The sequence below is a fragment of the Micromonospora sp. NPDC048040 genome (genome assembly GCF_055587185.1).
On the sequence record NZ_JBVJGT010000005.1, the window covers coordinates 234018 to 248152 of the forward strand.

Sequence of the window (14135 nt, forward strand, 5' to 3'; positions counted from 1 at the left end):
CGCGGGAGGAATACGGCATTCGGTGGGTATCGGTGGCGCGGGGCGACACAGGAGCGTTTCCATCGATGGCCCGGAGACCCATCGCGGACGCGCGCCGTCAATGCCGAGTCGAGACCGTTGTAACTCTCGGCCACCCCACCCCTGTTACTTGTGTGTTTCGGCCACATAGCCCGTGCGTGACGTCACTTCTAGCGTGAGCCGTCACATGTAGTTCCCTACCTCCGAGTCCTCACGTGGAGTCGCAATGACGGTCCGGACGACGCGGCGGGTGTTCCTCTCCGCCGCCACCATGATGGCCGCGGCGCTCGCCGCCACGGCCTGTGGCAGCCCGCAGGAAACCGCCTCCGGCGGCGGTGACAGCGCCGCCCCGGTGAAGGTTGGCCTGGTGTACTCCCAGTCGGGAGCCCTCGCCAGCTACGGCAAGCAGTACATCGAGGGGTTCAAGGCCGGTCTCGACTACGCGACCAAGGGCACCAACAAGGTCGGCGACCGGACGATCGAGATCACCGAGGTCGACGACGCCGGTGACCCGGCGAAGGCGGTCTCCGCGGCCAAGGACCTGATCGGTAAGGGCAACAAGATCATCGCGGGCTCGACGGCGTCCGGCGTGGCGCTCCAGGTCGCCCCGATCGCCGCGCAGAACAAGGTCCTCTTCATCTCCGGGCCGGCCGCCACCGACGCGGTGACCGGCGCCAACAAGTACACGTTCCGCTCCGGGCGGCAGTCGTACCAGGACGTGGTGACCGCCAAGTCGTTCATCGGCGACCCGGCCGGCAAGAAGGTCGTGGTCTTCGCCCAGGACGGCGCCTTCGGCGACGCCAACGAGGCCGCCGTCAAGACCGTCATCGGCGGCGCGGGCGCGACCGTCAGCAGCGTCCGGGCCCCGGCCAGCGCCACCGAGTTCACCCCGTTCGCCAGCCAGATCAAGTCCGCCAAGCCGGACCTGCTCTTCGTCGCCTGGGCCGGCACCACCGCCCCGGCCATGTGGCAGACCCTCGACCAGCAGGGCGTGCTCTCCTCCACCACGGTCGTCACCGGCCTGGACATCCGCGCCTCGTGGCCGACCTTCGGCGCCGCCGGCAGCAAGATCTCCTTCCTGTCGCACTACTTCGACGGGGCCTCCGACAACGAGGCCGCCAAGGCGCTGAAGGCCAAGGTCGGCACCGTCGACCTGTTCCACCCGGACGGCTTCGCCGCCGCGCAGATGGTCGTGCGCGCCGTCGAGGAGGGTGGCGACGACGTCGAGAAGATGGTCAAGGCCCTGGAGGGCTGGAGCTTCGACGGGGTCAAGGGCAAGATGAGCATCCGCGCCGAGGATCACGCGCTGCTCCAGCCGATGTTCCAGGCCAAGCTGACCGGCAGCGGCACCACGTTCACGGCCACCGCCCAGAAGGCGCTGACCGGGGACGAGACCGCGCCGCCGGCCGTGGCGATGAAGGGCTGACAACAGATGCTCGCCACCCGCGGTCTGACCTGGCGGATCGGTGAGGTCGCCATCGTCGACAGCGTCTACCTCGACCTGGCGCCCGGGGAGTTCCTTGGCGTCATCGGGCCGAACGGCGCCGGCAAGACCTCACTGTTCAACCTGATCACCGGCGTACGCCGGGCCACGGAAGGTCGGATCACCCTCGACGGGGAGGACATCGGCTCCCTCCCGCCGCACCGGCGGGCCCGCCTCGGGCTCGGCCGTACCTTCCAGGCATCCTCGGTCTTCGGTTCGCTCAGCGTGCGGGAGAACGTCCGGCTCGCCGTGCAGGCGCACCGCGGGGGCTCGATGAAGCTGTGGCGGCGGGCGGCGGCCGACCGTGAGGTCGCCGCCACAGCCGACGCGGCGCTCGACCGGGTCGGCCTCGCCCACCGGGGCGAGGCCCTCGCCGGCACCCTCGCCCACGGCGAGAAGCGGAAGCTGGAGATCGCCCTGCTGCTCGCCGGGGAGCCCCGCGTCATGCTGCTCGACGAGCCGATGGCCGGCGTCAGCGCCGAGGACGTGCCCGAACTTGTCTCGGTGATCCGCTCGCTGACCGGCGACAGCGGCCGGTCGGTGCTCATGGTCGAGCACCACATGGACGTCATCCTGGAGCTGGCCGACCGGATCGCCGTGATGCACCACGGCGCGCTGCTCGCCTGCGACACCCCGGAGACGGTGATGGCCAACCCCACCGTGCAAGAGGCCTACCTGGGGGAGTCGCTATGAGTAGTGAACCGATTCTCAGCGTGGAGAACCTGTCGGTCCGGATCGCCGGGCTGCACATCCTCCAGGGGGTGTCCTTCACGGTCGCCCCGACCGGCGTCACCGTCCTGCTCGGGCGCAACGGCGTCGGCAAGACGACCACGCTGCGCGCGATCGTCGGCCTCACGCCGCGTGGCGGCGAGGTCCGGGGCGCGATCCGGATGGGCGCGCAGAGCCTGCTGGCCCGGCCGACCCACCGGCTGATCCGCGGCGGGCTCGGCTACGTGCCGGAGGACCGCTGCGTGTTCGCCGGGCTCACCGTCACGGAGAACCTGCGGCTTGCCGAACGCCGGGGCACCACCCCGGCGTACGACAAGGTCTACGCCCTCTTCCCGGAGCTGGACCGGCGCGGACGGCAACGGGCCGGCTCGCTCTCCGGCGGGCAGCAGCAGATGCTCGCGATCGGCCGCGTGCTGCTCAACGACAACCGGCTGCTGCTGATCGACGAGCCGACCAAGGGCCTGGCGCCGAAGGTGGTGACGGAGGTGGCCGAGGTGCTGGAACGGGTCGCCGAATCCGTGCCGGTGCTGCTGGTCGAGCAGAACCTGGCGGTGGTCCGGCGGCTCGCCCGGGACGCGGTCGTGCTGGCCGCCGGGCAGGTGGCCTGGACCGGCGACGCCCAGGAACTGCTGCTGGAGACCGCCCTGACCAAGTCGTTGCTGGGCGTGGGCTCGGCGGAGGTGCACCACTGATGGACACCGTCATCCTGTTGGCGCTGACCGGGCTCGGCCTGGCGGCGCTCTACTTCCTGGTCGCCAGCGGGCTCTCCCTGGTCTTCGGCCTCGCCGACGTGCTCAACTTCGCGCACGGCGTCTTCCTCGGCGTCGGCGCGTACGGGACCTGGTGGGCGGCGCACAACCTGCCCGGCGCCGGCTCGGACGGCTTCGGCTTCGTGGTCGCCGTCGCCTTCGGGGTGGCCGCCGGCACGCTGGTGGCGATGCTGGTCGAGCTGGTGCTGATCCGGCCGCTCTACTCCCGGACCATCGAGCAGGTGCTGGTCACCGTCGGCCTCTCGCTGGCCGGCGTGGCCCTGCTCCAGGCCACCTGGGGCGCGGACGCCCGGCCTTTCCCGCGCCCCGAGTGGACCCGGCAGGTCACCTCGATCCTCGGCGCGAACGTGCCCAACGGCGGCCTGCTGCTGATCATCGCCGCGGTGCTGGTGCTCGGCGCGATCCTCGCCTTCCTCCGCTGGACCCGCTACGGCCTCATCATCCGGGCCGGCGTCGAGAACCGGGAGATGGTCACCGCGCTCGGCATCGACGTGCGCAAGGCGTTCACCCTCGTCTTCGCCATCGGCGGGGCGGCGGCGGCGCTGGCCGGCGCGCTCGGCGGCGTCTACTTCGGCACCGTCTCGCCCGGCCAGGGCAGCTCGCTGCTGATCTTCGCGTTCATCGTGGTGGTCATCGGCGGGATGGGCTCGGTGGTCGGCTCCGCGTACGCGGCCGTCGCCGTCGGGCTGACGCAACAGTTCGTCAACTACTACGGCACCTCCGGGCTGGGCGACATCTGCGTGGTCGCGCTGCTGGCCGTGGTGCTGCTGCTGCGCCCGCAGGGCATCGCCGGAAAGGTGGCAACGGCATGACCGAGGTCAAGAGCCCCGAGGTCCCGGCTCCGCCCGCGGCGGTGCCCGGCGAGCTGGGCCCGCGCCGGGGACGCTGGCACGGGCTGCGCCCGTTCCTGCCGCTGGTCGCGCTGGTCGTCGCGCTGATCCTGCCGTACTCCACGCTGCACCTGCCGGGCATCTTCGAGGGGGCGCTCAACTCCCCGGGCACCCTGCAACTGCTCGCCGTCTGCCTGGTCTTCGGCGGCCTGGCCGCCGGGTACGACCTGCTCTTCGGCCGCACCGGGATGCTGTCCTTCGGGCACGCCCTCTACTTCGCCGCCGGCGTCTACGGCACCGACATCCTGATCACCAAGGCGGGGCTGCCGCTGTGGCAGGCGGCGCTGCTGGCGATCACCGGCGGGTCGATCCTCGCCGCGCTCCTCGGCGCGGTGGCGCTGCGCACCGTCGGCATCGCGTTCGCCATGGTGACGCTGGCCTTCGCCCAGGTCGGCGCGATCCTGGTGGCCCGCGACTTCGGCGGGCTGACCGGTGGCGAGGAGGGCCTGCCGCTGGACGTCTCCGGGCTGCCGCAGGGGCTGGTCGGGGTCACCAACACGGTCAACCTCTACTGGCTGGCGCTGGCGTACCTGGTCGTGGTGGTCTTCGTGGTGCACCGGGTCTCCGGCTCGCCGACGGGGCGGGTGCTCGCCGGCCTGCGCGACGACGAGCGGCGCATCGGGGTGCTCGGGCTCGACCCGTACCGGTTCAAGCTGGTGGCGTTCACCCTGGCGGGTGGGCTGGCGGCGGCCGGCGGCGTGGTCTACGTCCTGATCGTCGGCGGCGCCTCGCCGCACATCACCTCCTCCGAGTGGACCCTGGCGCTGCTGGTCATGGTGGTGCTCGGCGGGCCGGGCACCCGGTGGGGCCCGGTGATCGGCGGCATCCTCTACATGTACCTGGACCACCGCCTGGTCGCGTTCGGCACCTCCGACGCGGTGGAGGCGCTGCCCGGGTTCCTGAGCCGCCCGCTGTCGCAGCCGCTGTTCGTGCTCGGCACGGTCTTCATCCTGGCCGTCTACTTCTTCCCCGGCGGCCTGGCCAGCCTCGCCCCCCGCGTGGCACTCCTACGCCACACGCTCCGCCGCCCCCCTCGCCCCTAACCCCCCACCCCCCAGACAGACCCCGTTGATCATGAAGTTGCCGCGAAACGCCGTTGGCGGTGGCAATAACCTCATGATCGACGGGGTCTCGGTCGTGGGAGGAGCGGTGCGGGATGGGTGAGCGGTTGGCGGTGGTGAGTGGTGGCGGGACCGGGATCGGGGCGGCCGTCGCGCGGGCGCTCGCGGGGGACGGGTGCGACGTCCTGATCGTGGGGCGGCGGGCGGACGTGCTGCTCGCCACGGCCGAGCGGGTGAACGCCGAGTGCGGTCGTCCCGGGGCTGCGCAGGCGGTCAGCGCCGACCTGACCGATCCGGAGCAGCTCGGCGGGGTGGTCGAGGCGGTCGCCGGGCGGCCGGTCGACGTGGTGGTCAACAACGCCGGGGGCTACCTGGGCGGGGACGTGAGCACGCTCGCCGGCACCGCCGCGCACTGGCGGACCAATCTGGACGCCAACGTGCTCACTGCCGTGCTGCTCACCGAGGCGCTGCGGCCGGCCCTGCGCCGACCGGGCGGCCGGGTCATCCTGGTCAGCTCGATCGCCGCCCAGCGGGGCGGAGGCGGGGCGTACTCGGCGGCGAAGGCGGCGCTGCACGGCTGGGCGTACGACCTGGCCGGGCAGCTCGGCCCGGAACAGATCACGGTCAACGTGGTGAGCCCCGGCTACGTGGCGGAGACGGAGTTCTTCGGCGACCGGATGACTCCGGAGGGGCACGCGAAGCGGGTGGCGGCGACGCTGGTCGGGCGGGCCGGCGTACCGGACGACATCGCCGAGGCCGTCCGTTACCTGGCCGGCCCGGCCGCCGGCTACGTCACCGGCCAGGTACTCGGCGTCAACGGCGGCTCCGTCCTCGGGCGCTGACAGCTGCGCGACGGGCCGGGATATCCAGCGGAGCACGGAGCGACCGGGTGCCGCGGCCCCCCGTGCGGCCGCGACACCCGGTCGCCTGCGTCGATCAGCCGTTGAGCATCTCGTACGCCAACTTCGGCGCCTGCTGCGCGGCGTCGCCGCTCGGCGCGACGAGCTTCGGCGCCGCGCCGTAGTCGAGGTACTTCACCACGTACGTCCAGGCCTTCGCCTTGCCGGCGGCCGGCACGTCCAGGGTGAGCGAGGCGAGGTTGCCGTCGGCGCCGACGACGGCGGTGAAGGGCACCTGCCGGGCGGCGTCGCCGAGGGCCGCGACCTCCTTCTCGCCGACCGCCTCGGCAGCCGAACCGCCGGTCAGGTCGACGATCCCGGCGTACGTCCGGTTGCTCTTCTCCTCGACCGTGGTGGCGGCCTCGATGATCGGCCCGGCGTTGCCGACGTCCGGCCCCTCGTACGTCGGGGTGCTCTCCGGATCGGTCAGCCGGGCCCGGTCCAGCTCCATCCAGCGGTTCGGCAGTTTCGGCAGCCCGGTGAGCCCCTCGGTGCCGGTGAACTTCACCTTCATCCAGGTCCGCTCCTGGACCACCAGGAACGACATCCGGGTGGTGAAGCCGTGCTCCGGGTCCTTCACCGCGGCGGTGAGGTCGATGCCCTTCGCGTCCGGGTCCACCACGCCGGACAGGTCCGCGGTGGCGTCCTTGCCGGTGAACCGGAACGCACCCTCGGTGCCGTCCGGCACCGCCGCGAGGAGCGCCTGCTTGGGCGTGGCGGTCGGGCTCGCCTGGCCCGAGGCGCTTCCTCCGGCCTCGGAACCCGTCCCGATCGCGCCGCACCCGGCGAGCAGAGCGGTCGCGGTGAGGACGGCGGCCAGGGTGCCGGCGTTCCGTCGGACGGTGCCGGCGCGGCCGGTTCCGTTCGTCATCATGGTCTCTTCCTTCACGAGTCTGGCGTCTGCCGGGGACAGATGCTGCCGGCCGGTGCGGCGGAACCACTGCCGATATGCTGCGGTCCGACTGCCGTGCACTGCCGTGGCGCACGCAGCGGGGGTGTCAGGAGCGGGAAACTCGCATGTCAGGGACGCTGCGCTTCGAGGTTCTCGGGCCCCAGCGGGCCTGGTGCGGCGAGCGGGAGATCGACCTCGGGCCGGGCAAGCAGCGCGCCGTGCTGGCCGTGTTGCTGCTCGCCGCCGGCCGTCCCGTCACCACCGCGCAGATCGTGGACGCGGTCTGGCCGGACGAGCCGCCGGCGAACGGCACGAACGTGGTGCAGAAGTACGTCGCCGGGCTGCGCCGGGTGATCGAGCCGGAGCGGTCACCGCGCAGCCCCGGCCAGGTGCTCACCCTGACCGACGCCGGTTACCAGCTTCGTGTCGGGCCGGAGGCGGTCGACGCTGTGCGCTTCGAGCGGGGGATCCGCCGGGCCGAACGGCTCCGTGCGGAGGGCCGGGCCGCCGAGGCGGTGAGCGAGCTGAAATCCACCTTGGAGCTGTGGCACGGCGAGCCGTTCACCGGCTTCGCCGGCCCGTACTTCGAGTCCGCCCGGCAACGCTGGGTCGAGCTGCGGGCCACCGCGCTGGAAAGCTGGGCCGACCTGGAGCTGCGTCTGGGCCGGCACCGGGAGCTGATCGGCGAGCTGGTGGACCTGACCGCGGAGTTCCCGGTGCGGGAGCGGCTCAGGCACCAGTTGATGCTGGCGTTGTATCGCGGCGGACGGCAGGCCGAAGCGCTGGCCGCCTATCGGGAGTTCGCCGAGATGCTGCGCGACGAGTACGGCATCGAGCCGGGCGACGCGCTCCAGGACCTGCACCGGCGCATCCTTCGTTCCGACCCGGCGCTCATGCCGACCACTGCCGGGCCACTGCCGCCGGCTGCCGCCGAGGTTGCTCCGCCAGCTGCCGCCGAGTTGGCTCCGCCGGCGGAGCCGGCGCCGGCCGCCGCGGCCCCGCCGGTCGAGCCACCCGCCGCGTCCCCACCTCCGTCGGCCCCGTCGGCCCCGGCGTCGCCACCACCGGCACGATCTGCCGTGGTCTCGCCGCCACCGGCACCATCCACTTCGGCGTTCGCCCCGTCCGGGCCGCCGGCCGTACCGCCGCCCATCAGCTCACCGCCCGCCGACCCGGTGCCCCAGCCGGCGTACGGTCCGCCCCCGGCCGCCGCACTGCCGCCCGTGGTCGACGCCAAACGCCCGAGGACGCCGTTGCCCCGCTGGGCGAGCGCGACCGCCACGATCGCCGGTACCGCGCTCGTCCTGCTCTCGTTCGGGTGCCTCACCTGGCTGGTGATCCTGACGTACGCCGCTTGGCGGCGCAGTTGGCGCCTGGCACTCGTCGGCGTCGGCTACCTGGTCGTCCTCGCGGTCGAGGTGGCCATGCTCGACCTGGAGAATCCGGACGCCGAGGTGCCCGGGCCGGAGGCGGTGGTCTTCCTCGGCCTGGCCGCGATCACCTGGGCGGTCGGGGCGGCACACGTGGTCCTGCTCAGCCGCGGGGTCTGGGCGGCGCTCACCGGGGGCCAGGGCAGTGCCAGGGCCCGCGCCGAGGAGGAGCGGCGGATCCGCCGTGAGCACGCCCGTTACCTGCTCTACCACTACCCGGCCGCCCGGAACGAGTTGCGCATCGGGCGGCCCGACCTGCCCCGGACGTTCGACGACGGTGGCCTGGTCGACGTCAACACCGTTCCCGAGCTGGTGCTCGCCGGCCTGCCGGGGCTCACCGCAGACCAGTGCCGTCAGATCGCGGTGGACCGCTGGCTGCGCGGCCCGTACGCCTCGATGGAGGAACTCGCCGGCCGTTGCCTGCTGCCGCCGACCGTCACCGACCGGCTCCGTGAGCTGCTGTGCTTCCTGCCCCCGACGCAGGCCCCCACGCCGGAGCGACCGCCACCGGCCGGATCGTGACCGGAACCTCCGGCGTGAACTGGGGCGCGGTCGTCCGGCGCTGGTAGAAATGCCGGATGAGCCAGGATCGGACGGCGGTACGGGAGCGGGCCGAGGCGGTGCTGCGGCAGGTTGGCCGGCGAGCACGCCCGGCTCCGCGAGGACCAGTGGCGGGCGATCGAGGCGCTGGTGGTCGACCGGCGCCGGGTGCTCTGCGTGCAGCGCACCGGGTGGGGCAAGTCGGCCGTCTACTTCGTGGCCACCGCCCTGCTGCGGGGGCGCGACCATGATGCCGCCGCCGGACGGGGCGACGGGGGCGGCACCGGCCCGACCGTGATCGTCTCGCCGCTGCTGGCGCTGATGCGCAACCAGGTCGAGTCGGCGGCCCGCGCCGGCATCCGGGCCCGCACGATCAACTCGGCCAACCTCGACGAGTGGGACGAGATCACCGCCGAGATCCACGCCGGGGCCGTCGACGTGCTGCTGATCAGCCCCGAGCGGCTCAACAACCCGGACTTCCGGGACACGGTGCTGCCGAAGTTGGCCGCCACCACCGGCCTGCTGGTGGTCGACGAGGCGCACTGCGTCTCCGACTGGGGGCACGACTTCCGGCCGGACTACCGCCGGCTGCGTACGTTCCTCGGCAACCTGCCCGAGCGGACCCCGGTGCTCGCCACCACGGCCACCGCCAACGCCCGGGTCACCGCCGACGTCGCCGAGCAACTGGGCGACGCCCTCGTGCTGCGCGGCAGCCTGGACCGGGAGTCGCTGCGCCTCGGCGTGCTCGACCTGCCGACCCCGGCGCACCGGCTGGCCTGGCTCGCCGACCACCTGGACCGGCTGCCCGGCTCGGGCATCGTCTACACGCTCACCGTCGCCGCGGCGGGGGAGACCGCCGAGTTCCTCCGCTCCCGGGGCTACGCGGTCGCCTCCTACACCGGCCAGGCCGAGGACGCCGACCGGCGCGCCGCCGAGCAGGACCTGCTCGACAACAAGATCAAGGCGCTGGTCGCGACGAGCGCCCTGGGCATGGGCTTCGACAAGCCCGACCTGGGCTTCGTGGTGCACTTCGGCGCGCCGGCCTCACCCATCGCGTACTACCAGCAGGTCGGCCGCGCCGGCCGGGCCGTCGCGCACGCCGAGGTGCTGCTGCTGCCCGGCGTCGAGGACGCCGCGATCTGGCGCTACTTCGCCTCGCTGGCCTTCCCGCCGGAGGAGCAGGTCCGCGCGGTCCTGGCCGCCCTGCACACCGACCGCCCGCTCTCCACGCAGGCTCTCGAACCGATCGTCGACCTGCGTCGGGCCCGGTTGGAGCTGATGCTCAAGGTGCTCGACGTCGACGGCGCGGTCCGCCGGGTGCGCGGCGGATGGCTCGCCACCGGCGAGCCCTGGGCCTACGACGAGGCCCGGTTGCGCCGCGTCGCCCAGGCGCGCACCGCCGAGCAGCAGGCCATGCGGGAGTACGCGACCACGCCCGACTGCCGGCTGCGCTACCTGCGCGAGTGCCTGGACGACGCCGGGGCGACCGACTGCGGCCGGTGCGACCGCTGCGCCGGCCCGCTGTTCACGCCCGAGGTGTCCGACGTCGCGCTGGCCGCCGCGCAGACCTTCCTCGGCCGCCCCGGCGTGGAAGTCGCGCCGAAGAAGCTCTGGCCGACCGGGCTGGAGGCGGTGGGCGTACCGCTCAAGGGGCGGATCGCCCCGGCGGAGCAGGCGTTGCCGGGGCGCGCGGTGGGGCGGCTGTCCGACCTGGGGTGGGGCGGCCGGCTGCGCGACCTGGTGGCGCCGGAGGCGCCCGACGTCGCCGTCCCCGACGACGTGGCCGCCGCCGTGGTCGAGGTGCTGAAGGCGTGGGCGCACGGGGACGACCCGTGGCCGCGCCGCCCGGTCGGCGTGGTCGCGGTCGGCTCGCGCAGCAGGCCCCGGCTGGTCGGCTCGCTCGCCGAGCGGATCGCCGCCGTCGGCCGGCTGCCGATGCTCGGCCGGGTGACGGCGGCCGGCCCGGCCGGCGGCGGGGCTTCGCGTGGCAACAGCGCCCAGCGGGTACGCGCGCTGCACGGTTCCTTCACCGTGCCGGAGGACCTGGCCGACACCCTCGCCGGCCTCGACGGGCCGGTGCTCCTCGTCGACGACCTGGTCGACTCGGGTTGGACGATGACGATGGTCGCCCGGGAGCTGCGCCGGGCCGGCGCCCCCGACGTCCTGCCCCTTGCCCTGGCGGTCGCCGGCTGAGCCGCGCGTCCGCGTCGCGGACCCGGCCGGGAAGTTCCCGGGCGGGCGGGATTGCGACCGCCGCCACGCCGCGTCGCCGCCGGAGCGGCGCGACCGTGACGGAGGGTAGCGTAAGCGACATGACCGATCAGCAGCCCGGGCGTGAGCGGGAGGGCGGCGTTGCCTGACCAGGCGTCGGCCGTGCCGGACCAGGGATCGACGGTGCGTGCGCAGACCTCGGCGGGGCCGGACCAGTCCCCGGTCGGGCCGGAGCAGTCCCCGGCCGGGCCGGAGCAGGTGTCGGCCGTGCCGGACCGGAGCACGCTCCGGCTGGCGCTGGTCGTCGGCGGCCTGGTGCTCGCGGTGCTGCTCGGCTTCGGTCTCGGCCGGCTCAACGGCGGTGGCCCGGCGGGGTCGGTGGGGCTGGACAGCGCCCTGGCCGACCACACCCACGCGCCCGGGACGGGCGCGCACGAGCACGGCGCCGACCAGGGCGCGGCGGCGGAGGCGGCGGGCCTCTCGGTCACCTCGGCCGGCTACACGCTCGCCCCCGTGGCGTCGTCGTTCACCGCCGGCCGGCCGGGCGAGCTGCGCTTCCGGGTGCGCGACGCGCAGCGCCGCCCGGTGACGCGGTTCGCCGTCGTGCACGACAGGCCGATGCACCTGATCGTGGTGCGCCGCGACCTGACCGGCTACCAGCACCTGCACCCGACCATGGCCGCCGACGGTACGTGGTCGGTGCCGCTGACCCTGCCGCAGCCGGGCGTCTGGCGCGCGTACGCCGACTTCACCGCGCTCGCCGACGACGGCCGGCAGACGGCGGTGACGCTCGGGGTCGACCTGGTCGCGCCCGGCGGCTACCAGCCGCGGCCGTTGCCGGCGCCGGCCACCTCGGCCACGGTCGACGGGTTCACCGTCGGCTACCAGGGCACACCGCAGGCGGGCCTGACCGTCCCGCTGACCTTCCGCTTCGGCTCGGCCGCCGGCGGCACCCCGACGCTGGAGCGCTACCTCGGCGCGTACGGCCACCTGGTCGCGTTGCGCGAGGGTGACCTGGGTTACCTGCACGTCCACCCGGAGCCGGAGGCGGTCGACGGGGCGGTGAAGTTCTGGGTGACCACGCCCGGCCCGGGCCGGTACCGGCTCTACCTCGACTTCCAGGTCGGCGGCGTGGTGCGGACCGCCGAGTTCACCCTGACCGTGCCCTGACCCTCCGGCGGCCGGCCCCATCGCCGTGCCGCCGGCCGCAGCCGTCATCGCCGCCGGCGCTGTGGTGGCGGCTCGGGCGGCGCTGCGGGGTGGTGTCTCGGCCCGCGCTGCGGGTGGCGGTGGTGCGGTGGTGCGGGTGGCGGCTCAGCCGGCGCGCCGGATCGGGCGGCGGGCCAGGTAGCGCAGCAGGTCGCGGATGTGGTGCTTCTCCTCGGCCGGCACGGTCGGATCGGCCAGCCGTTGCAGGATCACCCGGACGTCCGCCTCGACCGGGCCGTCGTCGACGCGCCGACGGGGCGCGGGGCCGGCGTCGGGCAGGCCGAGCGCACGGAACGCGGCCGCGACCGGCAGGTCCAGCGCGGCGCAGAAACCCCGCACCTTGGCGAGTTCGGGGTAGTCCTGCCAGTCCCCGGCGAGCCAGCGGAACACGGTGGAGCGACCGACGCCGGTGTGGGACGCCAGGTCCGTCACGGTCCACCCGCGTTCCTCGCGGGCGTCGTCGATGGCGCGCCGCACGAAGCGTGCGAAGGCCATCTGCGGCGATACCTCTACCGAACCCATCCCTGCGGGTCTTCCCTCCCGACCGGCACCCGGCGGTGCGCCTCCGAGGGTAGTACGGAAAGGTATGGATGCAATTGACTGACCGACCAGACCGTCCTGTGGGCGGGACTTTTTCGCCGGAACAATGACGCGAATCACCCAGGACCGAGCGATGGTTGTCGCTTCACAACCACGCTGCGAGCGGCCGGGTCACCGCGGCCGGCGTAGGGCGACCGCGCTAGCGCGCTGACGCGCCGGCGTCCGGGGTGGTTGCGGGGAGCAGCGTCGCCAGCCGTGGGGTGACGTCCCACTGGCCGACCAGGTCCTGGTACTCCGCCCGCTGGCCGTCAGTCGGGGCGGTGCCGGTGCGCCGGGCCCGGATGAGCAGGTTGCGCGGGGTGTGCCGGGAGTCGACGAACTCCACCACCTCGGCCCGGTAGCCGTGCAGCCGGAGCAGCCCGGCCCGCAGCGCGTCGGTGAGGACGTCCGCGAAGCGCTCGCGCAGGATGCCCTGCCGGGTCAGCAGGTCGTACGGCGCGGGCGCCGGCCTGGCACGCAGCTGGGCGGCGACGTCGTGGTGGCAGCACGGTGCGGCGAGCACCCAGCGGGCCCGCCAGCGCACCGCCCGAGCCAGCGCCTCGTCGGTGGCGGTGTCGCAGGCGTGCAGTGCCAGCACCAGGTCGGGGGCGGGCTCCACGACGGCGTCGGCGATCGTGCCGGCCACGAAGCTGACCCGCTCGGCCCAGCCGAGCCGCTCGGCCAGCTCGGTGTTGCGGCGGCGCTGGTCCTCCCGGACGTCCACGCCGACCAACTCGACGTCGAGCCCCCGCCGCGCCAGCCACCGGTACGCGGCGAAGGTCAGGTACGCGTTGCCGCACCCCAGGTCGACGACGCGCAGCGGCCCCGTCAGGTCGTCGGGGAGGGTCGCCGCCAGCGCCCGCAGGAACGCGTCGACCTGCCGGCGTTTGGCCGCCGAGCCCCCGATCTCCGCGAAGATCGGGTCGCCCGGGTCGAGCAGGTACTCCTTCGCCCGGTCGTGCCCGCCCGGCTCGGCGACCGGCCGGGCCGCGGCGGCCCGGTGCACCTGCGCCTCGCCCGACTTGGTCACCCGCAGTTGCAGCGTCGCGTCGGCGGTCTCCACGTGCCAGTTGCCGAACGGCTCGGCCAGCAGCGCGTCCACCGCCGCGTCGGCCTCCTGGCCGGGGGCGACGTTGCGGGTGTACGGCCGGGAGCCGTCGGAGGTGGAGATCTGCAGCCGGGGACCGGCCTTCAGCGCGACCGGCCGCAGTTCGGCGCGGACCACCGAGGGGCGGTGCCCGCGCCGACGTCCGGCGGCCACCGCGCGCGTCAGCGTGGGGTCGAGCAACAGCGCCCGGACCTCGGTCAGGGCGGCATCCAGCGGTTCGGGCATTGCTCCATCTTCCTCGTCGTCGGCGGCGCACCGCCGGGCGGCCCGATCCCCTCGGGCACGCTGCGCTCCCGCGGACGCGCCGCGGGCGCCC

The 14135-nt window shown here is 74.0% G+C and carries 11 protein-coding genes and 1 pseudogene; 9 read left to right on the plus strand and 3 right to left on the minus strand.

What is annotated here, in order from left to right:
• The first annotated feature begins 244 nt into the window (after positions 1–244).
• The 6 genes from ACZ6O2_RS09115 to ACZ6O2_RS09140 all read left to right on the plus strand — a co-directional run bounded on the left by ACZ6O2_RS09115 (position 245) and on the right by ACZ6O2_RS09140 (position 5793).
• Positions 245–1444: a substrate-binding domain-containing protein gene (locus tag ACZ6O2_RS09115; RefSeq protein WP_350707137.1), complete on the plus strand. Its 1200-nt coding sequence runs from the start codon at positions 245–247 to the stop codon at positions 1442–1444.
• Between the two features lie 6 nt (positions 1445–1450).
• Complete coding sequence (locus ACZ6O2_RS09120; protein WP_466022499.1) at positions 1451–2194, plus strand: ABC transporter ATP-binding protein; 744 nt, start codon at positions 1451–1453, stop codon at positions 2192–2194.
• Entirely contained in the window at positions 2191–2922 is a 732-nt protein-coding gene (locus ACZ6O2_RS09125) for an ABC transporter ATP-binding protein (RefSeq protein WP_350684783.1), read from the plus strand. The genes ACZ6O2_RS09120 and ACZ6O2_RS09125 overlap by 4 nt, the downstream gene beginning before the upstream one ends.
• Positions 2922–3812 (plus strand): branched-chain amino acid ABC transporter permease, encoded by an 891-nt coding sequence (locus ACZ6O2_RS09130; protein WP_350707141.1) that lies wholly within the window; start codon positions 2922–2924, stop codon positions 3810–3812. Before ACZ6O2_RS09125 ends, ACZ6O2_RS09130 begins: the two co-directional genes overlap by 1 nt.
• The gene (locus ACZ6O2_RS09135; protein ID WP_350707143.1) at positions 3809–4933 is read left to right on the plus strand and encodes a branched-chain amino acid ABC transporter permease; all 1125 of its coding nucleotides are present in this window, start codon (positions 3809–3811) and stop codon (positions 4931–4933) included. Before ACZ6O2_RS09130 ends, ACZ6O2_RS09135 begins: the two co-directional genes overlap by 4 nt.
• Positions 4934–5046: 113 nt before the next feature.
• Entirely contained in the window at positions 5047–5793 is a 747-nt protein-coding gene (locus tag ACZ6O2_RS09140) for an SDR family NAD(P)-dependent oxidoreductase (protein WP_350707145.1), read from the plus strand.
• A gap of 94 nt (positions 5794–5887) precedes the next feature.
• Here ACZ6O2_RS09140 and ACZ6O2_RS09145 read toward each other — a convergent pair whose 3' ends face one another.
• Positions 5888–6724, minus strand: a complete 837-nt coding sequence (locus ACZ6O2_RS09145) for a hypothetical protein (protein ID WP_466022500.1) — start codon at positions 6722–6724, stop codon at positions 5888–5890.
• 143 nt (positions 6725–6867) lie between these two features.
• On the opposite strand from ACZ6O2_RS09145, the gene ACZ6O2_RS09150 reads away from it, so the two are divergent.
• The 3 genes and pseudogenes from ACZ6O2_RS09150 (at position 6868) to ACZ6O2_RS09160 (ending at position 12093) form a co-directional block, all read left to right on the plus strand.
• On the plus strand, positions 6868–8694 hold the full coding sequence (locus tag ACZ6O2_RS09150; RefSeq protein ID WP_466022501.1) for a BTAD domain-containing putative transcriptional regulator: 1827 nt from the start codon (positions 6868–6870) through the stop codon (positions 8692–8694).
• A 56-nt stretch (positions 8695–8750) separates the two neighbouring features.
• Positions 8751–10905, plus strand: a pseudogene (locus ACZ6O2_RS09155) (DEAD/DEAH box helicase).
• 201 nt (positions 10906–11106) lie between these two features.
• On the plus strand, positions 11107–12093 hold the full coding sequence (locus ACZ6O2_RS09160; RefSeq protein WP_466022502.1) for a hypothetical protein: 987 nt from the start codon (positions 11107–11109) through the stop codon (positions 12091–12093).
• 144 nt (positions 12094–12237) lie between these two features.
• Here the strand turns inward: ACZ6O2_RS09160 and ACZ6O2_RS09165 are convergent, their stop codons facing one another.
• Both ACZ6O2_RS09165 and ACZ6O2_RS09170 read right to left on the minus strand, forming a co-directional pair.
• A complete protein-coding gene (locus ACZ6O2_RS09165) occupies positions 12238–12654 on the minus strand; it encodes a helix-turn-helix domain-containing protein (protein ID WP_091627481.1) in 417 nt (138 codons plus the stop codon).
• A 217-nt stretch (positions 12655–12871) separates the two neighbouring features.
• The gene (locus ACZ6O2_RS09170) at positions 12872–14044 is read right to left on the minus strand and encodes a class I SAM-dependent methyltransferase (protein WP_466022503.1); all 1173 of its coding nucleotides are present in this window, start codon (positions 14042–14044) and stop codon (positions 12872–12874) included.
• Positions 14045–14135 lie beyond the last annotated feature (91 nt).

Coding starts and splice junctions, on each gene's coding strand:
- ACZ6O2_RS09120 (WP_466022499.1), top strand. CDS start 1,451: ATGCTCGCCACCCGCGGTCTGACCTGGCGGATCGGTGAGGTCGCCATC.
- ACZ6O2_RS09130 (WP_350707141.1), top strand. CDS start 2,922: ATGGACACCGTCATCCTGTTGGCGCTGACCGGGCTCGGCCTGGCGGCG.
- ACZ6O2_RS09165 (WP_091627481.1), bottom strand. CDS start 12,654: ATGGGTTCGGTAGAGGTATCGCCGCAGATGGCCTTCGCACGCTTCGTG.
- ACZ6O2_RS09135 (WP_350707143.1), top strand. CDS start 3,809: ATGACCGAGGTCAAGAGCCCCGAGGTCCCGGCTCCGCCCGCGGCGGTG.
- ACZ6O2_RS09170 (WP_466022503.1), bottom strand. CDS start 14,044: ATGCCCGAACCGCTGGATGCCGCCCTGACCGAGGTCCGGGCGCTGTTG.
- ACZ6O2_RS09145 (WP_466022500.1), bottom strand. CDS start 6,724: ATGATGACGAACGGAACCGGCCGCGCCGGCACCGTCCGACGGAACGCC.
- ACZ6O2_RS09115 (WP_350707137.1), top strand. CDS start 245: ATGACGGTCCGGACGACGCGGCGGGTGTTCCTCTCCGCCGCCACCATG.
- ACZ6O2_RS09150 (WP_466022501.1), top strand. CDS start 6,868: ATGTCAGGGACGCTGCGCTTCGAGGTTCTCGGGCCCCAGCGGGCCTGG.
- ACZ6O2_RS09140 (WP_350707145.1), top strand. CDS start 5,047: ATGGGTGAGCGGTTGGCGGTGGTGAGTGGTGGCGGGACCGGGATCGGG.
- ACZ6O2_RS09125 (WP_350684783.1), top strand. CDS start 2,191: ATGAGTAGTGAACCGATTCTCAGCGTGGAGAACCTGTCGGTCCGGATC.